This is a genomic window from Streptomyces sp. NPDC004327 (assembly GCF_042873935.1).
In the GTDB taxonomy this organism is placed as follows: domain Bacteria; phylum Actinomycetota; class Actinomycetes; order Streptomycetales; family Streptomycetaceae; genus Streptomyces.
Genome location: NZ_JBIAME010000009.1, coordinates 391,140 through 409,805 on the forward strand (window position 1 = coordinate 391,140; position 18,666 = coordinate 409,805).

The 18,666-nt window shown below is 73.4% G+C and carries 17 protein-coding genes; 6 read left to right on the forward strand and 11 right to left on the reverse strand.

Going from position 1 to position 18,666, the window contains the following annotated elements:
* Nucleotides 1-108 precede the first annotated feature (108 nt).
* The 6 genes from ACFYU9_RS29840 to ACFYU9_RS29865 form a co-directional block, all read right to left on the reverse strand.
* Nucleotides 109-816 (reverse strand): class III extradiol dioxygenase subunit B-like domain-containing protein, encoded by a 708-nt coding sequence (locus tag ACFYU9_RS29840; protein ID WP_389207940.1) that lies wholly within the window; start codon nucleotides 814-816, stop codon nucleotides 109-111.
* Nucleotides 817-917: 101 nt separating this feature from the next.
* Nucleotides 918-1,403, reverse strand: a complete 486-nt coding sequence (locus ACFYU9_RS29845; RefSeq protein ID WP_389346727.1) for a hypothetical protein — start codon at nucleotides 1,401-1,403, stop codon at nucleotides 918-920.
* A gap of 30 nt (nucleotides 1,404-1,433) precedes the next feature.
* Nucleotides 1,434-2,966, reverse strand: a complete 1,533-nt coding sequence (miaB, locus tag ACFYU9_RS29850; protein ID WP_389207944.1) for a tRNA (N6-isopentenyl adenosine(37)-C2)-methylthiotransferase MiaB — start codon at nucleotides 2,964-2,966, stop codon at nucleotides 1,434-1,436.
* Nucleotides 2,967-3,004: 38 nt separating this feature from the next.
* Nucleotides 3,005-3,709, reverse strand: coding sequence for a HisA/HisF-related TIM barrel protein (locus ACFYU9_RS29855; RefSeq protein WP_389346729.1), 705 nt, complete (start codon nucleotides 3,707-3,709; stop codon nucleotides 3,005-3,007).
* Nucleotides 3,709-4,713 carry a 4-hydroxythreonine-4-phosphate dehydrogenase PdxA gene (gene pdxA / locus ACFYU9_RS29860; RefSeq protein WP_389346731.1) on the reverse strand — a complete coding sequence of 335 codons (1,005 nt, stop codon included), beginning with the start codon at nucleotides 4,711-4,713 and terminating at the stop codon, nucleotides 3,709-3,711. The genes ACFYU9_RS29855 and pdxA overlap by 1 nt, the downstream gene beginning before the upstream one ends.
* A gap of 166 nt (nucleotides 4,714-4,879) precedes the next feature.
* Nucleotides 4,880-5,965 (reverse strand): four-carbon acid sugar kinase family protein, encoded by a 1,086-nt coding sequence (locus tag ACFYU9_RS29865; RefSeq protein ID WP_389346733.1) that lies wholly within the window; start codon nucleotides 5,963-5,965, stop codon nucleotides 4,880-4,882.
* A gap of 113 nt (nucleotides 5,966-6,078) precedes the next feature.
* On the opposite strand from ACFYU9_RS29865, the gene ACFYU9_RS29870 reads away from it, so the two are divergent.
* A complete protein-coding gene (locus tag ACFYU9_RS29870) occupies nucleotides 6,079-6,981 on the forward strand; it encodes a LysR substrate-binding domain-containing protein (RefSeq protein WP_389346735.1) in 903 nt (300 codons plus the stop codon).
* On the opposite strand, the gene ACFYU9_RS29875 is transcribed toward ACFYU9_RS29870, so the two are convergent.
* The 3 genes from ACFYU9_RS29875 to ACFYU9_RS29885 all read right to left on the reverse strand — a co-directional run bounded on the left by ACFYU9_RS29875 (nucleotide 6,974) and on the right by ACFYU9_RS29885 (nucleotide 10,017).
* Nucleotides 6,974-8,368, reverse strand: a complete 1,395-nt coding sequence (locus ACFYU9_RS29875; protein ID WP_389346737.1) for a hypothetical protein — start codon at nucleotides 8,366-8,368, stop codon at nucleotides 6,974-6,976. The genes ACFYU9_RS29870 and ACFYU9_RS29875 overlap by 8 nt on opposite strands.
* Before the next feature lie 170 nt (nucleotides 8,369-8,538).
* Nucleotides 8,539-9,465: a hypothetical protein gene (locus tag ACFYU9_RS29880; RefSeq protein WP_389207956.1), complete on the reverse strand. Its 927-nt coding sequence runs from the start codon at nucleotides 9,463-9,465 to the stop codon at nucleotides 8,539-8,541.
* Between the two features lie 45 nt (nucleotides 9,466-9,510).
* Nucleotides 9,511-10,017 (reverse strand): hypothetical protein, encoded by a 507-nt coding sequence (locus ACFYU9_RS29885; protein WP_389207958.1) that lies wholly within the window; start codon nucleotides 10,015-10,017, stop codon nucleotides 9,511-9,513.
* Nucleotides 10,018-10,665: 648 nt separating this feature from the next.
* On the opposite strand from ACFYU9_RS29885, the gene ACFYU9_RS29890 reads away from it, so the two are divergent.
* The 4 genes from ACFYU9_RS29890 to ACFYU9_RS29905 all read left to right on the forward strand — a co-directional run bounded on the left by ACFYU9_RS29890 (nucleotide 10,666) and on the right by ACFYU9_RS29905 (nucleotide 15,426).
* A complete protein-coding gene (locus tag ACFYU9_RS29890) occupies nucleotides 10,666-11,898 on the forward strand; it encodes an RCC1-like domain-containing protein (RefSeq protein WP_389207960.1) in 1,233 nt (410 codons plus the stop codon).
* Nucleotides 11,899-11,914: 16 nt separating this feature from the next.
* The gene (locus ACFYU9_RS29895) at nucleotides 11,915-13,093 is read left to right on the forward strand and encodes an RCC1 domain-containing protein (RefSeq protein WP_389346739.1); all 1,179 of its coding nucleotides are present in this window, start codon (nucleotides 11,915-11,917) and stop codon (nucleotides 13,091-13,093) included.
* 40 nt (nucleotides 13,094-13,133) lie between these two features.
* Nucleotides 13,134-14,348 carry an RCC1 domain-containing protein gene (locus ACFYU9_RS29900; protein ID WP_389346741.1) on the forward strand — a complete coding sequence of 405 codons (1,215 nt, stop codon included), beginning with the start codon at nucleotides 13,134-13,136 and terminating at the stop codon, nucleotides 14,346-14,348.
* A gap of 79 nt (nucleotides 14,349-14,427) precedes the next feature.
* The gene (locus ACFYU9_RS29905) at nucleotides 14,428-15,426 is read left to right on the forward strand and encodes a TAXI family TRAP transporter solute-binding subunit (protein ID WP_389346743.1); all 999 of its coding nucleotides are present in this window, start codon (nucleotides 14,428-14,430) and stop codon (nucleotides 15,424-15,426) included.
* Here the strand turns inward: ACFYU9_RS29905 and ACFYU9_RS29910 are convergent.
* Together ACFYU9_RS29910 and ACFYU9_RS29915 are read right to left on the reverse strand one after the other, a co-directional pair.
* Nucleotides 15,405-16,838 (reverse strand): ATP-binding protein, encoded by a 1,434-nt coding sequence (locus tag ACFYU9_RS29910; RefSeq protein WP_389207968.1) that lies wholly within the window; start codon nucleotides 16,836-16,838, stop codon nucleotides 15,405-15,407. The two genes, ACFYU9_RS29905 and ACFYU9_RS29910, sit on opposite strands and share 22 nt — an antisense overlap.
* 17 nt (nucleotides 16,839-16,855) lie before the next feature.
* Nucleotides 16,856-17,563, reverse strand: a complete 708-nt coding sequence (locus tag ACFYU9_RS29915; RefSeq protein ID WP_389207970.1) for a response regulator transcription factor — start codon at nucleotides 17,561-17,563, stop codon at nucleotides 16,856-16,858.
* 213 nt (nucleotides 17,564-17,776) lie between these two features.
* Here ACFYU9_RS29915 and ACFYU9_RS29920 point away from each other — a divergent pair, with 213 nt between their 5' ends.
* Entirely contained in the window at nucleotides 17,777-18,562 is a 786-nt protein-coding gene (locus tag ACFYU9_RS29920; protein WP_389346745.1) for an amino acid ABC transporter ATP-binding protein, read from the forward strand.
* The last annotated feature ends 104 nt before the right edge of the window (nucleotides 18,563-18,666 follow it).

Consider the following 18,666-nt stretch of genomic DNA (forward strand, 5'->3'; position numbering starts at 1 on the left):
GGACGGCCGCGGAGCAGCGCGCTCCGCGGCCGTCCGCCGTCACGGGTCGACCGCGGGTCGGCTACGGGGTGGAGCTACGGGTCGACCACGGGGCCGGGCTACGGCGGGTCAGCTCCAGGCGGCGACGAAGTAGCCGACCCCGTAGGGCGCGTCCTCGTACAGCAGCCGGCCCGCCAGGTCCGCGCCCTCGGCGGCGCCCGCGAGCACCTGCCACGGGGCCCGTCCGGCCGCCTTCAGCTCGTACGCGAGCCGCTCGTCCAGCGCCAGCAGCGCGGCCGTGTCGGCCTCGCCCAGCGCCCGCGCGGTCGCCGCGTCGAAGCCCTCGGCGCGCTCGTCGAGGTAGCCGGGCGCCTTCACCGTGCGGCAGGCGCTGCCGTCGCCCATCACGAGCACCGCGACCCGCTCCGCCGACCCGGCGATCTCCCGCCCGGCCGCCGCGCACCGGTCCGCCTCCAGGCGCTCCCCGACCCCGAGGCCCTCGACGGGCGCGGCGGCCCAGTCGGTGGCCTCCAGGAGCCAGGCGGCCACCGCCAGCGACGCGGGCAGCGGCCGCTCCCCGCCGGGCCCGCTGCCCAGCCGTACGGTCAGATCCACCCCGAACCCGGAGAACGACCCGGCGGATCCGGCCGCGAACACCCCGCGCGCCCCTTCGGCGGCGGGCCCGACCACCACGAGCCGGTCGGGGCGGGAGGCGGCGAGCACCCCGAGGGCGTCGGAGCAGGCCGTGCGCGCCTCGGCGAGCTCGGCCGCGGCTCCGGCCGCGACGGCGGGCACGAGCAGCGGGGGGCAGGGACAGACGGCGGCGGCGACAAGCATGATCCGCAGCCTAGCCGGACCGGGCGGGCCGCCGCCCGGTGTCAGCCGCTTCGTCAGGCGCTTCGTCAGGCGCTTCGTCAGGCGCTTCGTCAGGCGCTTCGTCAGCCGCTTTCCGGCAGGTCCGTGCGGCCCCACCAGGCCGGCCGCTCCGGCACGTCGGCGTCCCAGGCGCGCGGCTCGGGTGCGGGTGCGGGCCGAGCCCCTTCCGGCAGCGGCTCCGGCTCCTGCTCCTGCTCGGACGCGGCGGCCTCGGGCTCCGCTTCGGGCGCGACCGTTGCCGATGCCGGCTCCTGCTCCGGGCCGTGGACGTCCACGGCGGAGGGGGCGGCGGAGTCGTACACGAGCTCGGCGAGACTCAGAGTGATCTCTCTCCTCGACACGGCGCCCTCGACGACGAGGAGGTAGCTGTCACCGCCGGGGAGGCGGTAGACCTGGCGCCGATGCTCCCGCCTCGGCGGGTGGTAGCGACGCGTCGCCTCCAGCAGCGCCTCCCGTGCCTCCTCCCGGGTGCCTTCCACCCGGGAGAGGATCTCCGTGACGTACACCTGCCTGAGCCCGTACTGCGCGACGACGGCCCACTTCCCCATGCGGTCCCCCCGTTGGTGGTGCTCCGTGTGTCAGTGGCTCCCGCAGGCCGGCGCGTCCGCCACCGGAAGCGGTTCCGGCACGCCGATCTTCGGCAGGCCGAGGAGCACGCCCGCCGGCTTCGCCGCCGGTTCGGCCGTGCGCTTCTCCCAGGCGTCGCCGGCGCGGGTGCGGCGGACGGCGGTGGTGGGGCCCTCGGCGAGGAGGTGGTGCGGGGCGGCGTAGGTGATCTCGACGGTCACGACGTCGCCGGGGCGGACGTCCTCGTCCGGCTTGGTGAAGTGGACGAGGCGGTTGTCGGGGGCGCGGCCGGAGAGGCGGTGGGTCTCGCCGTCCTTGCGGCCCTCGCCCTCGGCGACCATGACCTCCAGGGTGCGGCCGACCTGCTTCTTGTTCTCCTCCCAGGAGATCTCCTCCTGGAGGGCGACGAGGCGCTCGTAGCGCGCCTGCACGACCTCCTTGGGGATCTGGCCCTCCATGGTGGCCGCGGGGGTGCCGGGGCGCTTGGAGTACTGGAAGGTGAAGGCGTTCGCGAAGCGGGCCTCGCGGACGACGTGCATGGTCTGCTCGAAGTCCTCCTCGGTCTCGCCGGGGAAGCCCACGATGATGTCGGTGGAGATGGCGGCGTGCGGGATGGCGGCGCGCACCTTCTCGATGATCCCGAGGAAACGCTCCTGCCGGTACGAGCGGCGCATCGCCTTCAGGACGGTGTCCGAGCCGGACTGCAGCGGCATGTGCAGCTGCGGCATCACGTTCGGCGTCTCGGCCATGGCGGCGATGACGTCGTCGGTGAAGTCGCGCGGGTGCGGCGAGGTGAAGCGGACGCGCTCCAGGCCCTCGATGTCGCCGCAGGCGCGCAGCAGCTTGCTGAACGCCTCGCGGTCGCCCAGGTCGGAGCCGTACGCGTTGACGTTCTGGCCGAGCAGGGTGATCTCGGAGACGCCCTCGCCGACCAGCGCCTCGATCTCGGCGAGGATGTCGCCGGGACGGCGGTCCTCCTCCTTGCCGCGCAGCGCCGGGACGATGCAGAAGGTGCAGGTGTTGTTGCAGCCGACGGAGATGGAGACCCAGGCGGCGTACGCGGACTCGCGGCGGGTCGGCAGCGTCGACGGGAACGCCTCCAGGGACTCCGCGATCTCGACCTGCGCCTCCTCCTGGACGCGGGCGCGCTCCAGGAGGACCGGCAGCTTGCCGATGTTGTGGGTGCCGAAGACGACGTCGACCCAGGGGGCCCGCTTGACGATGGTGTCGCGGTCCTTCTGCGCCAGGCAGCCGCCGACGGCGATCTGCATGCCGGGGCGGGCGGTCTTCATCGGCGCGAGGTGGCCGAGGTTGCCGTAGAGCTTGTTGTCGGCGTTCTCGCGGACCGCGCAGGTGTTGAAGACCACGACGTCGGCGTCGCCGTTGGAGCCCTCCGGGGCGCGTACGTAGCCGGCGTCCTCCAGGAGGCCGGAGAGCCGCTCGGAGTCGTGGACGTTCATCTGGCACCCGTAGGTGCGTACTTCGTAGGTTCGCGTCACGCCCTGCTCGGTCACGGCTCCGGTCCCGTCTTTGCTGCTGGTCACCTGACAAGGGTAAGGGGGCCCGGAGACTGCCCCGCTCGCTACGGCCGGCCGGCACCCGAGGGCCTCGCCCGGGCCGGGATCCCGCTCGCCTCGAGCACCGCCGTGAGCTGGGCGGCCAGCCCGCCCGCGGCCGGCCGGAGCGTGCCCGCGAAGGCCGCCGAGCCGACGGTGAAGGCGTCCGCGCCCGCTTCGGCCAGGGCCCGGATGCGGGCCGGGCTGTCGATGGAGCCCGCGACGACGAGCCGGCCGGTGGTCGCCGCGCGGGCGGCGCGGACCAGGTCGAGCGGTTCGGCCTCGGTGGCGCGGTGGGCGAGCAGGTCGACGCCCGCGCAGCCGGCGGCCTCGGCGCTGCGGCAGTCGGCGGCGATCCGGGCGGGGCCGCCGGCGAGGCGGGTCGGGTGGCCCTGGGGCTCGCCGACGAAGGGCAGGTAGCGGACCTGCGTCCCGGCGAGCAGGTCGAGGGTCTCCTCGACCCAGGTGCCGCCCATGAGCCAGTCGACGCCGAGGTCGGCGGCGGCGCGGACGGAGTCGAGGGCCTGGTCGCGGCCGGTGGCGACGACCTCCAGGTGGCTGGTGGCGCCGAGCGCCCTGATCTGTTCGTGGAGCCGGCGCAGGGTGGCCGGGTCGACGCCGACGTCCTTGAAGCCGATGTGGGTGATGCCGAGCTCGCGGATCGAGTCGAGGACGTGGAGGCAGTCGGTGACGGTCCGGTCGTCCCGGGTGAGCATGAAGACGAAGTCCATCAGAGGTCATCCCTCTCGGGGGCAGGCTCGGCAGCGGGCTCGGGGGCCAGCTCGTGGGCGTGGCGCAGGGCGGTCAGCAGGCTGGTGTGGTCGGCGGTGCCCTTGCCCGCGAGGTCGAAGGCGGTGCCGTGGTCGACGCTGGTGCGGACGAAGGGCAGGCCGAGGGTGATGTTGACGCCGTGTTCCAGGCCCAGGTACTTCACCGGGATGAGCCCCTGGTCGTGGTACTGGGCGACGACGGCGTCGAACTCGCCCGCGCGGGCCCGCATGAAGACGGTGTCGGCCGGCCAGGGGCCGCTCGCGTCGATGCCCTCGGCGCGGGCCGCGCGCACGGCGGGGGCGATGACGTCGCGGTCCTCGGTTCCGAAGAGGCCGTTCTCGCCCGCGTGCGGGTTGAGGGCGGCGACGGCGATCCGGGGGCGGCCGCCGAGGGTCTCGTGCGTGAGCCGGACGATGTCCAGTTCGCGCTCGACGGTGAGCGCGTCGAGCGCGCCGCGCAGCGACTGGTGGACGGTGACGAGGACGACCTTCAGCTCCTCGTTGGCCATCATCATCGCGTAGCGCTCGGTGCCGGTGAGCTCGGCCAGGATCTCGGTGTGGCCGGGGTAGGGCAGTCCGGCGAGCCGGAGGGCCTCCTTGTTGACGGGGGCGGTGACGAGCGCGCGCACCTGCCCGGCGAGGGCGCGTGCGATGCCCTCGCGGACGTACGCGAAGGAGGCCTCGCCCGCGTCGGCGGCGACGGTGCCGAGGGCGAGGCGGGCGGGCAGGGCCGGGCCGGCGGGGAGGACGTCGAGGACGCCGGGGGTGCGGCCGGCGCCCGCGGGGCGGTCGACCGTACGGACGCGGAGGCGGCTGCCGGTGGTGCGGCAGGCGCGGGCGAGGGCGCCGGGGTCGCCGATGACGAGGACGGGGGCGGGGCGGCGCGGGTCGGCGCAGGCGCGGACGGTGATCTCGGGGCCGATGCCGTGCGGGTCGCCCATGGTGACGGCGAGGGGACGGGTCATCGGGCGCTCCTCGCCGCAGGAGCGGTGACGGGACGGGTCATCGGGCGCTCCTCGCCGCAGGAGCGGTGACGGGACGGCTCAGCGCATCGCTCCTCGTACGAGGAGGCGGCGCGGCGGCCGGGCATCGGGGCTCTCCTCCGCTGAGGAACCGCGAGGGACGGGTCGGTCACCGGGCCTCTCCTCGCGTGAGGAGGGCGCGGAGGCGGACGAGGGTGCCGTCGTCGCCGAAGCCGCCCGCCTTGACCAGGACGGGGAGGCGGGGCACGCCGGGCCCGTGCAGGGTGCCGCGGGCGATGCCGGGTTCGGGCTCGTCGTACAGCTCGATGCCGGTGGCGCCGAGCGCGCCGAGGACGGCGGCGGCGGTCTCGCCTCCGGTGAGGACGAGCCCGTCGGCGTGCCCGTCGCGCACCCGTTCCCGTGCCTCCTCGGTGAGCCGGCCGAGGAGTGCGGCGGGGTCGGCGGCGCGCTCCTCGGGGGTGTGCACGGCCGCGGCGCCCACGGGCCGCAGCGCGGCGAGCTGGCGCCTGCTGGCCGGGTTGGCGCTGCCGACGACGGCCAGGGGCCGGTGTACGGGCGGGAGTTCCGGGAGGGGCGCGGCGGGGTCGCGGGGGCAGGCGCGGGCCAGGGCGTCGGCGAGGCCCGGGGAGCCGGCCCAGAGGGCGTCCCCGGGGCGGGGCAGGGCGGCGACGAGCGCGTCGAGGTCGGCGTCGGTGGCGGCCGAGCAGACGAACACGCCGCCCCTCTCGACCAGTTGGGGCAGGTCGGCGAGGGCGCCGGGTTCGAGGAGTACGGCCTCCGGCAGGACGCGGGCGAGGTCGGCGCTGCGCACCGGGTGGGCCGGGTCGCGGGCGAACTCGCTCGCGTCGACCCGTACGCCCCGCACGTACTGCACGCCGCCGACCGTCGTACGGCCCTCGGCCGGGAAGGCGGGGGCCAGGATGGCGGCGCGACGGCCGGAGCCGGCGAGCGCGGCGCGCAGTTCGGCCGCGACGTGGCCGCGCAGGGTCGAGTCGACCGTCTTGAGCAGGAGGTCGGCGCCGGCGTACGCGCGGGCCGCGCGCCGCGTCCGGGCGGCGGCCTCGGTCGCGCCGGTGATCCGGGTGCCGAGGTCGACGGCCGTGACGCCCTCCCCTGGGGCGGGCGTCGGGTCGAGGAGGACGCGGGCGCGGTGGCCCGACCTGCGGAAGGGGGCGGCGCCGTCGGCGGCGCTGGTGAGGTCGTCGGCGAGGACGACGACGGTGGAGGGCGGCATCGCTGGAGGATCCCTCGTTCGGCGGGGCGTGCGTGACGGGATCAACCATCACGTCGCACGAACCCGCAGGACAAGCGATTCCTTCTCACTCCACCTGTGACTAGATTGCACACATGAGCCGGCCGGAGCTGCCCCCGCTGACCACCCTGCTGCCCTTCGAGGCGACCGTGCGCCACGCGAGCATGACCCGGGCCGCCGAGGAACTCCACGTCACCCACGGCGCGGTCAGCCGGCAGGTGCGGAACCTGGAGAAGGCCCTCGGCACCGAGCTGTTCGAGCGCGGTCCGCGCTCGCTGCGGCCCACTCCGCAGGCCCGCCGGCTCGCCGCCGCCGTCCGGGACGCGCTCGACGTGATCGAGACGGCGGCCCGGGAGGTCTCGGGGCGGGCGCGGGACTCGGGTCCGCTGGCGCTGTCCTGTGAACCGACGCTGCTCATGCGCTGGTTGATCCCGCGTCTGCCGGAACTCGCCGCCGCGCACCCGGAGCTGACCGTGCACCTGTCGGCGGGCGGCGGCCCGGTGGCGTTCGGGCGGGACACGGTCGACGCGGCGCTGCGCCGGGACGACTTCCCGGTGCCGGACGGGGTGAGCCGGGTGCCGCTCTTCGACGAGTGGATCGGCCCGGTCTGCCGGCCGGAGCTCGCGGACCGGCTCCGGGCGGGCGAGCCCGTGACCCTGCTGCACACCGGCACCCGGCCGGCCGCCTGGGCCGACTGGCGGCGCCTGACCGGCCACGACCCGGCCGCCGGGGCCGAGCAGGGCTTCGAGCACTTCTACCTCGCGCTCCAGGCCGCCGTCGCCGGCGTGGGCGTCGCCGTCGGCCCGTACGCACTCGTCCGCGACGATCTCGTACGGGGCCAGCTGGCGGCCCCGTACGGCTTCGTCGCGGACGGCACGGGCTATGGGCTGCTCAGCCCGCGCCCGCCGGAGCGGGACGCGCGGACGGCGGCGCTGCTCGGCTGGCTGCGCGAGCAGGCGGCGGACCTGGTCCCGCCCCGCGATCTGGTGATCAGCTGAGCGGGACGGTGCGGATGGCCCGCGCCTCCGTCCGGCCGCCGGCGGGCACCGGGACGGGCACGAGGCTGCGCGTGCCCTTGTCCGTGGAGTAGGCGGCCGCGCCGGCGCCGACCGGTGTCGTGGTCATGGGCCGCTCGGCGGCGCACCGCTGCTTCTCCGCCTCGGCCATGGGGCCGGTGCGCTGGAGCAGCCGGTCCGGTACCCCGCGCGAGGGGCCGTCGATGACGGCGTGCAGCCGGTAGTCGTCCTTCTTGCTGAGGAACCAGCCCTCGACGCGCTCCCGGCTCGGCTGGAGCTCGATCCAGCTGACCTCGCCCGGCTGGATCTGCTCGACGACGTTGCGCTGCTCGCCGCTGAACCACTGCCAGGCGCGCTGCCAGCCCTTCTCGTACGCGAGCGAGAACTGGGCGGCGATCGGCGTGGCCTTGATGCGCTTCTCGTCCTCGGTGCGGTCGCCCGTGGTGGGCAGCTTGGCCGCGTCGACGAGGGCGATGCCGTCGGCGGCGTACGTCTGGGAAATGCTGTCGTAGGAGCGCTCGGAGAAGGAGACGACCCGGGTGTGCTGAAGGGTGTTGCGGGTGCAGTTGACGAACGCCTCGCCGACGACGCGGGCGCGGTCGTAGTAGCGGAAGGACGTGCGGAAGTCGGGGCGGAAGACGCAGGCGTTCTCGCCGTAACACGCCTTGGCGGCGTTGGACAGGGTGGCCTCGCGCTCGTTGCCCTTGAACGCCTCCGCCCGCCCGAGGTCGGTCTTGTCGACGGTCTTGTCGAGCGGGACGGGGACCTCGACGGCGCTGACGTGGGCGATCATCGGGCTGCACGCGGGCGGGGTCTTGGCGTCGGCGAGCCTGGAGGTGAAGGTGAGCATCGGCTCGTTGGCGTTGGCGGTGAAGGCGTAGGTCCGCTTGGTCCAGACGCCGGACCCCGGCTTGCCCTTGACGCGGTCCGGGTCGCCGGCGGTGGTGATCTCGGTGACGGCGCCGCCGGAGCCCTGGACGCTGTACGGCTGGCCGTTGACGACCATTTCGCCGGTGCAGTCCTTGGAGACGGACGGGCTGTCCTCGTAACTGACCGTCACCTGGGCGCCTTTGCGGACTCCTCTGAGCCGCTGGCTGAGGGTGTTGCCGCCCTTGTCGAGGCCGACGCCGTAGGAGTCGTCGGTGCGGCCGGAAGCGGCCGGCGAGAAGCGCTGGTTGAGGCCGTCCCAGAAGTCGAGGCCGACGGTGGTGGGGCCGGCCTGGGTCGTGGCGGGGTAGATGAAGTCACCGTTGAGGACGTCGACGGGCTGGGAGGCGGCCGCGGCTTGGGCGGCTGCGGCCTGCGAGCCGGCGAGGGCGGCCGGGAGCAGCAGGCTCGCGGCGGCGAGTGCGCGGAGAGAGGAAGACATGGGGACGGACTCCTCGTGTGGGGGGAGGTGGTGCGTGCCAGGGGCGGGACGGGGAGGTGAGCGGCGCGGGTGCGGGGCGGCTTCCGGGGTGGAGCGACTCCGCGGCGCAAGCAGCCCCCGGGGGGGCTGCTCAGGGGTGCTCAGGGATCCTCAGGGATGCTCAGGGATGCTCAGGGGTTGATGACTTCGGTCCGCTTCGGTTCGGCGCCGGGGGCGAGCGCGTCACGGGCGGGCATCGAGCGCGGGGCCGCCGGCGGGCCAGGCTGCGGCTGGTTGCCGCCTGCCGTGTTGCCCGTGGGGCGGGTGCGGCCGCAGAGGTTGGCCGGGGCGGCGTAGGTCTGGGCGACGAAGGTGCTGGAGTTGACCATGGAGGGGCTGTCCACGGCGATGCCGGAGATCTGCGAACCGGAGTTGGCGACGAGGCTGCCGACGACCCGGCGCATGGCGGCGCTGGCCCCGAACACCAGCATGTCGTAGGCCTTGACGGTGGTCTTGTAGGTCGTCGCCTCGGTGTTCTCGACCGTCCACGACTTCGAGTACGTGGCCTTGAAGGCGGCCTGGAAGGCGAGTCGGGCGCTCAGCGAGCCGGCCACCTTGCCGCCGGCCGCGACGCTGGTCTTGCTGCCGTTGGTGGACGTGGGGCCGTCCTTGAGGTTCGGCGTCTTGTGCTCGCTGGTGATGTCGTTGGTGAGGTTGGTGGTGACCTCGCCTGAGGCGGAGATGGTGCCCTCGGCGGTGATCTGGCCGGAGATCTCGCCGCCGATGTTGTCGGTGCTGGAGGAGCGCAGGGTGACGGTGCGGTCGACGTTCATGTCGCTTTCGGTGCAGTTGACGACCGCGTTGCCGAGGGAGCGTACGGCGGTCGCGAACTCCCGGCCCTGCTTGGGGTCGATGACGAAGCGGCAGGCGTCGGCCTTGGCCTCGCACTGCTCGAGGACGTCGGCGATCTTCGCCGGGCGGCCGTCGGCGGTGACGGCACGCGGGGTCGGCAGCTCACCGGGCCCCTCGTCCGCGCCGGCGGCGGGCGGGGCGAGGGGCACGGCGAGGCCGAGTGCCAGGGCGGGGAGGAGGAACAGCGCGGGACGGCGCGAGGGCATGGGACATCCCTTCGGGACGGGGTGGGGAGGGAATGAAGGGGGGAGTCAGGAACCGAGGAGGGAGCAGAGCTGGGACACCGGGAAGGGGGACGTGCCCGGGTCGGTCGAGCCCGCGGGCAGGGAGGCCGGGAAGTCGTGGCAGGTGGTGGTGACGGCGGACTGGGCGTTGTCCTTCGGGTCGGGCTGGAAGTTGCCGACGGTCTGCGTCATGTCGTCCATGCCCTTCTGCTCGCCGTTGTTGCCCTTGGCGAGCCCGGACATGCAGGTGTCCCCGCTCGACTCGCCCGGCTTGCACTTCTCCAGGTCCTTGCCGATGTCCTTGATGCCCTTGTCGGCCTTGTCGGCGGACTCCTTGGTCTTCTTCTTGTCGGCCGCGATCTCCTTGGCCTCGTTGTCGTTGGTCTCCTTGTCGATGCACGCCTGGTCGTCGGGCTTGCACTCCTCGGCGGCGGCGACCGAGGCGCCGGACAGGAGCAGGGCGGAGGCGAGGACGGCGGCGCCGAGGACTCTCCGTACGGACCCGTGACGGTGGATACGGGCTGTCGCAGGCATGGCAACTCCCTGGAAGCAAAGGCGAATTGAGCGGTACGTGCAGCGGTGCGGGAACGGGCGGGGCGATCGCGGCACGGACTGCCCTCAAGATCGCCAGGCCCGTTCCGACGTTAATCGGACCGGTCCCGGCGCCCCGGCAGGACACACGGCGCGGCGGCCGCCCCGCACCCCGCTCACCGCATCGGCGGAGCGCACTCCCGGTCCGCCGGACGGCCCGGCGACCCGCCCGCCCGGAGCAGCGGCCCGACGGGCCGGGCGGAACCCGTCCGGATGGTTTCCGGACCGATCGGATACGGCTGCGGAGCGCCCGTCCCCGGCCGTTCACCCGCCCGGCCGCCGCCGATCGGCGGCGGTGCCGGAACGGCGCGCGGGCCCGGCGCGCGCCGCCACGATCCGGTGAATTCGCACTCCCGCGCACACTCTCGAACAGTCGTCCGCCATACGGCTGTTTCGTTGCTCCCGGTTCGCGCCGGTGTTCGCCCTCAGCAAGGCTGCTGGTGTGTCCGACGGCCCGTTCCCGGCCGTCCGGACGGCCCCGGGCGCGCCATGTCCGCGGGCCGAGCCCTCCCCGTACGCCTCCCGTGCGATGCCGTGCGCCCCCGCACGGCCCGTGCGCCCGCGTACGGCCCCACGAAGGAGAGCAGAACCATGTCCCGATCACCGTCCCGGTCCCGACGCGTTCCCCTGCGCGGCCGGCTCCGCTGGAGCCTGGCCGCCGTCACCGGGGTCGCCGCGCTCACCGCGCTTCCGGCCCTCGCCCCGGCCGCCACGGCCAACGAGGCCTCGCCGACCGTCCTCGCCTGGGGCGCCGGGCGCACCGGCCAGCTCGGCAACGGCACCCTGAACGACAGCCTCTCCCCCGCCTCCGTCACCAGCCTGTTCCGCGGCGACGTCGACCAGATGTCGGCCGGCGGCACCTCGTCGACGGACGGATTCGTGCTCGCCCGCACCGACAAGACCGTGAAGGCCTGGGGCCACAACTCCTCGGGCCAGCTCGGCAACGGCGGCAACGACAACCAGACCGTGCCGGTCACCGTCCCGCGCCTGAACAACATCAAGGACATCGCGGCCGGCGGCAAACACGCCCTCGCGCTCGACACCAGCGGCCAGGTCTACTCCTGGGGCGACAACTCCTACGGCCAGCTCGGCAACAACCGCACCGGCGACAGCCGCGTCTACCCCGACCGGGTCCAGGGCATGCCGAAGGTCAAGCAGATCTCGGCCGGCTGCGACTTCAGCCTCGCGCTCCTGGAGAACGGCAAGGTCTACGCGTGGGGCCGCGGCATCTACGGCCAGCTCGGCACCGGCAACCGGGCCACCAGCTCCGTGCCCCGGCTGGTGCAGGGCCTGGAGAACATCGTCTCCATCGACGCCGGCTGCTACCACGCCCTCGCGCTGACCTCCGACGACACCGTGAAGTCCTGGGGCTACAACCTCTACGGCCAGCTGGGCAACTCCAGCACCCAGTCCTCCACCGTTCCGGTCGACGTCGACTGGCTGGAGGGCGTCGCCCGCATCGAGGCGGGCGCCTTCCACAACTACGCGATCATGAGCGACAGCCACGTCTGGGGCTGGGGCAACAACCAGTACGGCCAGCTCCTGGAGTCCGACGAGGCCACCGACTCGGACATCTCGCTGACCAACCGCACCGCCCCCGTCGAGATCCCGCGCCTGGAGGGCGTCCAGCACCTCGCGGCCGGCGCGCGCCACGGCGTCGCGATCATCGGGGCCGCGGTCGACACCTGGGGCAACAACAGCGAGGGCCAGCTCGGCAACGGCACGACCGTGTCCCGCTTCTCGCCGGTGCAGGTCCTCGACGAGGGCTCGAAGATCAAGGACGTCGTGGCGTCGCTGGGCGGCAATACGACGTACGCGTACTGAGCGGGATGCGTACGCGATGACGCACTCCTCCTTCGTACGCGCGGCGGCCGCCCTGGCCGCCGTACTCGCCCTGGGAGTCGCGGGGCCCGCGAACGCGGCGTCCGCGCCGAGCGATCCGTGGGTGCGGGCCTGGGGCCTGAACAGCGCCGGCCAGCTCGGCAACGGCACCACGCTGGACCAGCAGACACCGTCTTCCGTCCGGGGCATCCGGCGCGACGACGTGCGCCAGCTGGCGGCCAACGGCGGCAGCGGCGAGAACCAGAACTTCGCCGTCGCCCTCCTCCGGGACGGCACGGTCAAGTCCTGGGGCGGCAACGGCAACGGCCAGCTTGGCGACGGCACCACCACCAACCGGTCCGTGGCCGTGACGGTGGCCGGACTCTCCGGGGTCGCGGAGGTCGGCGCCGGACTCAACTTCGCGACCGCCGTGCGCGGCGGACGCGTGTGGGCCTGGGGCGCCAACGGGGCCGGTCAGCTCGGCAACGGCGCGACCTCGGACACTGCCGCGACACTGCCCGTTCCCGTCCAGAGCCTGAACAAGGTGAAGGACATCGCCCTCGGCTGCTTCCACACCGTCGCCCTGCGCGAGGACGGCACCGTCTGGAGCTGGGGTCGCAACAGCGAGGGCCAGCTCGGGACCGGCAGTCTCGACAACAAGAACACCCCGCAGCGGGTGCCGGGGCTCACGGACGTCGTGGCCGTGTCCGCCGGCTGCTACCACTCGCTGGCCCTGACGGCCGACGGCACGGTCAAGGCGTGGGGGCAGAACACCAAGGGGCAGCTGGGCAACGACAGCACCGACCAGAGCCCGTCGCCCGTGGACGTGAAACTGCTCGACGAGGTCAGGGCGGTCTACGGCGGCTGGCTCGAGAGCTTCGCGGTGCTCGCCGACGGCGGTGTCCGCGCCTGGGGCTGGAACGCGGACGGGCAGCTCGGCGACGGCTCGACGGCCGACCGCGCCACCCCCGTCCCCGTCCCCGGCCTCACCGGCGTCCAGGCCCTGTCCCTGGGCTGGCGGCACACCGTGGCCGTCCTGGACGACCAGTCCGTCGTCGCCTGGGGCGACAACACCGTCGGCCAGCTCGGCGACGGCACCACCACGGCCTCACTGACCCCCGTCACCGCCCTGCCGCCCGGCAGCGGCACCACCCGCGCCCCCGCCGTCATCCCCTGGCGGACGAACTTCGCCTACTGACGCGACGGTCACTCCCGCGTCCGAACCGAAAGGCACGCAGATGACCCCACCACTGCGCCGCACCACCACCCTGCTCGCCGCGCTCGCCGTCACCGGCGCGCTCACCTCCCTCACTGCCCCCGCCCACGCCTCCTCATCCGCTCGCGGCACCGACCCCTGGGTGCGCGCCTGGGGCGAGAACGCGCAGGGCCAGCTCGGCAACGGCTCCGTCCTCGCCCAGCAGACCCCGGCGGCCGTCACCGGCATCGCACGGGACGACGTGCGCAAGCTCTCCGGCGGCGGAGGCGGGGCCGCCGCCGCGGCGAACGGCTTCGCCGTCGCGCTCCTCAAGGACGGCACGGTGAAGTCCTGGGGCTCCAACGCCACCGGCCAGCTCGGCAACGGGACCCTCACCAGCCAGAGCTTCCCCGGCACGGTCGCCGGCCTCTCCGGCGTCAGCGCGATCTCGGCCGGCCTCAACCACGTCCTCGCGGTGAAGGGCGGCCGGATCCTCTCCTGGGGCAGCAACGCCTCCAAGCAGCTCGGCACGGGCCAGGACCCCACCAACCCGGCCAAGACGCCGCTGCCGGTGCAGAGCCTGGACAAGGTGAAGGACGTCGGCGCGGGCTGCGACTTCAGCGTGGCACTGCGCCAGGACGGCACCGTCTGGACCTGGGGCAAGGGCGACAACGGGCGGCTCGGCACCGGCCCCCTGCCCGCCAACACCAACCGCGACACCCCGCAGCGGGTGCCGGACCTGACCGACATCGAGTCGATCTCGGTGGGCTGCGAGTACGTCCTCGCGCTGACCGCCGACGGCACGGTCAAGTCCTGGGGCAAGGGCACCGAGGGCCAACTCGGCAACGACACCCTCGTCGACAGCAACAAGCCCGTGGACGTCTCCTACCTCGACGCCGTCGCCAAGGTCTTCGCGACCAACGCGACGAGCTTCGCCGTCCTGGACGACGGCAGCGTGTCCGCCTGGGGCAAGAACACCGACCGGCAGCTCGGCGACGGCACGGCCGCCAACCGCACCACCGCCGTCGTGCTCGACCAGCTCGTCGGCGTGCAGGACATCGCGGGCGGGCTGAACTACACCATCGCCGCGCTCGACAACGGCTCGGTGATCGGCTGGGGCGCCAACGACGTCGCCCAGCTCGGCGACGGCACGACGACCGGGACCACCGGCACGTCCACGGTGACGGCGCTGCCGCCGGGCAGCCAGGTCACGCACGTCACGACCACGATGACCGGCAAGTCCAGCTTCGCCTACTGAGCGCGACCCGCGGCTCACCCCCCGTCCCGGCCAGGGTCCGTCCTGGCCAGGACGGGGACCGAGCTGGCAGGATCGCGCCATGTCCCCCGTGTTCTCCCGCCTCGTCCGCCGCCGCCTCCTCCAGGTCTCGGCGGCGCTTCTCGTGGTCGCGGGCGTGCTCGTGTGGTGGCTGGTTCCGTTCGGCGTGAAGACGCCGAGCGGGCACATCACCTTCAGCACCGGCGTGCCGACGGGCGTCTACCAGAAGTACGGGGTGCTGCTCAAGAACGCCCTGGCCAAGGACCTGCCGGACGTCTCGATAACGCTGAAGGACAGCGAGGGCTCGCAGCAGAACCTCGCCCGGCTCGCCTCGGGCGAGGCCGACTTCACGGTGGCGACGGCGGACGCGGTGGCCCAGTACCAGCGGGACCGCAAGCCCGGCTTCGAGCACCTGCGCGGCAGCGCACGGCTCTACGACGACTACGTCCAGCTCGTCGTCCGCAAGGGCTCGGCCATCCAGTCGGTGGCCGATCTGCGCGGGCTGCGCGTCGGCGTCGGCCAGCCCGGATCGGGCGTGCGGCTGATCGCCGACCGGGTGCTGGCCGCCGCCGGGATCACGCCGGACGTGGACGTGAAGCCCGTCTCGGCGGGCATCGACACCATGCCGGGGCTCATGGAGCGGGGGAAGCTGGACGCCTTCTTCTGGTCGGGCGGGCTGCCCACGCAGGCCGTGCAGTCTCTGTCCGAGCGGCTGCCGATCCGGCTCGTACCGCTGGACGCCAAGTTGATGAACAGCCTGCACGACGTGGGCGAGTCGACCCGCTTCTACCGCTCCGCGGTGATCCCGGCCGACGCCTACTCGCTCGCCCAGGACGGCAACTCGGTGGAGACGCTGGCGGTGGCGAACATCCTGGTCACCATGGACACCGCCGACCCCGACCTGGTGGAGGGGATCACGCGTACGGTGATCGGCAGCCGGGACCGGATCGGCGGCCAGGTGCACCCGGCGCAGCTGGTGGACCTGCGGACCGCGATCTACACCGACCCGATCCCGCTGCACGAGGGCGCCCGGCGGTACTACCGCTCCCTGAAGCCCTGAGCCGTCTGGCGTGCGTCGCGCGGGTCGTCGCGCGGCACGCGGACGGTCACCTTCAGGCCGTGCGGCTCGTTCCGCCCGTACGTGATCGTGGCGTGGCCGGCCGCGAGCAGCACCCGGGCGATGGACAGGCCGAGGCCCGAGCCCTTGACGTTCTGGTGGCGGCCCGAGCGCCAGAAGCGGTCGCCGACCCGCTCCAGCTCCTCGTCGGTGAGCCCGGGCCCGTGGTCGGCGATCTCGATCTCCACGACGCGGCCGCCCTGGGTGAGGCGGACGGCGACGTCGACGGCCTCTCCCTCCGGGGTGAACTTCAGCGCGTTGTCGATCACCGCGTCGAGCGCGCTGGACAGCGCCACCGGATCGGCCCAGGCGGTCAGGGCGGCGGTGTCGGCGACGATCGCCACGCCCTTCTCCTCGGCGACCGGCCGCCAGGACGCGACCCGCTCGGCGGTGAGCGCGCCGATGTCGGTGAGTCTGAGGTCGGCGGCGGTGTGCTCGGCGAGCGCGAGGTCGAGCAGGTCGTCGAGGACCCGCGCGAGCCGCTTGCCCTCGGTGCGCACGGAGGCGATCTCCTCGTTGCCCTCGGGGAGTTCGAGGGCGAGCAGCTCGATGCGCAGGAGCAGTGCGGAGAGCGGGTTGCGCAGCTGGTGGGAGGCGTCGGCGACGAAGGCCCGCTGCTGTTCGAGGACGTCCTCGACGTGGTCGGCCATCTCGTTGAACGAGTCGGCGAGCCGCCGCAGTTCGGGCGGTCCGCCGGCGGCGGCGACGCGGGACTTCAGCCGGCCGGTGGCGATGTCGTGGGTGGCGGCGTCCAGGATCCGTACGGGCCGCAGCACCCAGCCGGTGAGCCGGAAGGCGGCGCCGACGGCGAGCAGCATGGCGGCGGCCTCGCCGGCGAAGACCAGCAGCCAGCCGTGCAGGATGCGGGAGCGCAGCCCGCCGGTGGGCGAGTCGGTGACGACGACGGCGACGACGTCCCCGTCCCGTACCACCGGTGAGGCGACGATCAGCCGGGCGCCGCCCTGCCAGGGCCAGACCTGCGAGGGGTCGTGGCTGCGGCGGCCGAGCAGGGCCTCGTTGAAGGCGCGCCGGGCCTCGCCGTCGTACGGGACGACCCAGTCCTCGGGCGCGGCGGCCATGGACCGGTTGTCGCGGTAGAAGATGCCGGCCCGGATCCCGTACACCTCGTGGTAGCTGGCGAGTTCGCCGCTGAGGGTGGTGCGGCGCTCGTCGGGCGCGAAGTGGCTCTCGCTGACGAACTGCGCGAGCGCGGCGAAGCGGGCGGCGTCGTCGAGCCGGTCGACGACGACCCGCTGCTGCTCGGAGGCGGCGATGCTGGCGGCCAGCGGGAAGCCGAGGGCGAGCAGGACGCCGGCCATCAGGACGATGAGGAGCGGGAGGAGACGGGTGCGCACGGTCGGGCGGGGCGGGGTTACGCGGCCGGTGCGACCAGGCGGTAGCCGACGCCCCGCACGGTCTCGATCAGGGCGGGCATGCGCAACTTCGAGCGCAGCGAGGCGACGTGGACCTCCAGGGTGCGGCCGGTGCCCTCCCAGTTGGTCTGCCAGACCTCGCTGATGATCTGCTCGCGGCGGAACACCACGCCGGGCCGCTGGGCGAGCAGGGCGAGGAGGTCGAACTCCTTGCGGGTGAGCGGGACGACCTCGCCGTCGACGCTGACGCGGCGGGTGGGCAGCTCGACGGTGACGGAGCCGAGCCGCAGGACGCTGCTGTCCTCGCCGGTGCCGGTGGTCTCCTCGCCGGCGGCGCTGCGCCGGCTGACGGCGTGGATGCGGGCGAGCAGCTCACCGGGGTCGTAGGGCTTGACGACGTAGTCGTCGGCGCCGAGATTGAGGCCGTGGATCCGGGAGCGCACGTCGGAGCGCGCGGTCACCATGATCACGGGGGTGCTGGTGAGCTTACGGATGCGGCCGCAGACCTGGTATCCGTCCAGGTCCGGCAGGCCGAGGTCGAGCAGGATCACCCCGAACGAGGGGCGCTCGCCGTGCGCGGCGGGCAGCACGGCCTGCAGCGCCTCCTCGCCGTTGCGGGCGTGGGTGACGGAGAAGCCGTGCTTGGCGAGGATCGCGGAGAGCGCGGCGGCGACGTGGTCGTCGTCCTCGACGAGCAGCAGTCTCATGGGCCCTCCTCTTTCGGTCTCGGCAGGGGGTGCGCACCACGCGGGTGATGACTATCTGTGTATCAGGGTGCGGAGGTCACGGGCCATACCGTTCACGCAGAGTATCCGCCCGCGACCCTATCGTTATGCTCAAACTTCGCTCAGATGTGATGACGGTCATCCCGCCCGATCTCTAGTGTCCAACCCAACCGAGCAGGACGGAGCGAGAAGCCGATGAGCGGAGTGTCAGTGACCAAGGGTTCGCAGGACGCCGTGCGGGCGACGGACGACCTGGTCGTGCTGTCCGCCGTCAACAAGCACTTCGGCGCGCTGCACGTGCTCCAGGACATCGACCTGACGATCCAGCGCGGCGAGGTCGTGGTGGTCATCGGTCCGTCCGGGTCCGGCAAGTCCACGCTGTGCCGCACGATCAACCGGCTGGAGACGATCGACTCCGGCAGCATCACCATCGACGGGAAGCCGCTGCCCCAGGAGGGCAGGGAGCTGGCGCGGCTGCGGTCCGACGTCGGCATGGTCTTCCAGTCCTTCAACCTCTTCGCGCACAAGACCGTGCTCGAGAACGTGATGCTGGGCCAGATCAAGGTCCGCGGCGTGGAGAAGAAGACGGCGGAGACCAAGGCCCGCGCGCTGCTCGACCGGGTCGGCGTGGGCACGCAGGCCGACAAGTACCCGGCGCAGCTCTCCGGCGGCCAGCAGCAGCGCGTGGCCATCGCCCGCGCGCTCGCCATGGACCCGAAGGTCATCCTGTTCGACGAGCCGACCTCGGCGCTCGACCCGGAGATGATCAACGAGGTCCTCGACGTCATGCAGCAGCTGGCCGCGGAGGGCATGACGATGGTGGTCGTCACCCACGAGATGGGCTTCGCCCGCTCGGCGGCCAACCGCGTGGTGTTCATGGCGGACGGCCGGATCGTCGAACAGGCCACCCCGGACGAGTTCTTCAGCAACCCGCGCAGCGACCGCGCCAAGGACTTCCTCTCCAAGATCCTGCACCACTGACCTCGCTCCACCCGCAGTCATCTGCGGTCACCTGCTGTCACCCGCCGGCGCGACGCGTCCGGAACTCCTTCGTCACGGCACGCGACGTGCTGCACACTGACGAT

Bases quoted from the DNA above. Each gene is read 5' to 3' on its own strand.
- ACFYU9_RS29855 (WP_389346729.1), bottom strand. From the start codon at position 3,709: ATGGACTTCGTCTTCATGCTCACCCGGGACGACCGGACCGTCACCGAC.
- ACFYU9_RS29840 (WP_389207940.1), bottom strand. From the start codon at position 816: ATGCTTGTCGCCGCCGCCGTCTGTCCCTGCCCCCCGCTGCTCGTGCCC.
- ACFYU9_RS29900 (WP_389346741.1), top strand. From the start codon at position 13,134: ATGACCCCACCACTGCGCCGCACCACCACCCTGCTCGCCGCGCTCGCC.
- ACFYU9_RS29875 (WP_389346737.1), bottom strand. From the start codon at position 8,368: ATGTCTTCCTCTCTCCGCGCACTCGCCGCCGCGAGCCTGCTGCTCCCG.
- ACFYU9_RS29870 (WP_389346735.1), top strand. From the start codon at position 6,079: ATGAGCCGGCCGGAGCTGCCCCCGCTGACCACCCTGCTGCCCTTCGAG.
- ACFYU9_RS29915 (WP_389207970.1), bottom strand. From the start codon at position 17,563: ATGAGACTGCTGCTCGTCGAGGACGACGACCACGTCGCCGCCGCGCTC.
- ACFYU9_RS29920 (WP_389346745.1), top strand. From the start codon at position 17,777: ATGAGCGGAGTGTCAGTGACCAAGGGTTCGCAGGACGCCGTGCGGGCG.
- pdxA (WP_389346731.1), bottom strand. From the start codon at position 4,713: ATGACCCGTCCCCTCGCCGTCACCATGGGCGACCCGCACGGCATCGGC.
- ACFYU9_RS29905 (WP_389346743.1), top strand. From the start codon at position 14,428: ATGTCCCCCGTGTTCTCCCGCCTCGTCCGCCGCCGCCTCCTCCAGGTC.
- ACFYU9_RS29880 (WP_389207956.1), bottom strand. From the start codon at position 9,465: ATGCCCTCGCGCCGTCCCGCGCTGTTCCTCCTCCCCGCCCTGGCACTC.
- ACFYU9_RS29890 (WP_389207960.1), top strand. From the start codon at position 10,666: ATGTCCCGATCACCGTCCCGGTCCCGACGCGTTCCCCTGCGCGGCCGG.
- ACFYU9_RS29845 (WP_389346727.1), bottom strand. From the start codon at position 1,403: ATGGGGAAGTGGGCCGTCGTCGCGCAGTACGGGCTCAGGCAGGTGTAC.
- ACFYU9_RS29895 (WP_389346739.1), top strand. From the start codon at position 11,915: ATGACGCACTCCTCCTTCGTACGCGCGGCGGCCGCCCTGGCCGCCGTA.
- ACFYU9_RS29885 (WP_389207958.1), bottom strand. From the start codon at position 10,017: ATGCCTGCGACAGCCCGTATCCACCGTCACGGGTCCGTACGGAGAGTC.
- ACFYU9_RS29865 (WP_389346733.1), bottom strand. From the start codon at position 5,965: ATGCCGCCCTCCACCGTCGTCGTCCTCGCCGACGACCTCACCAGCGCC.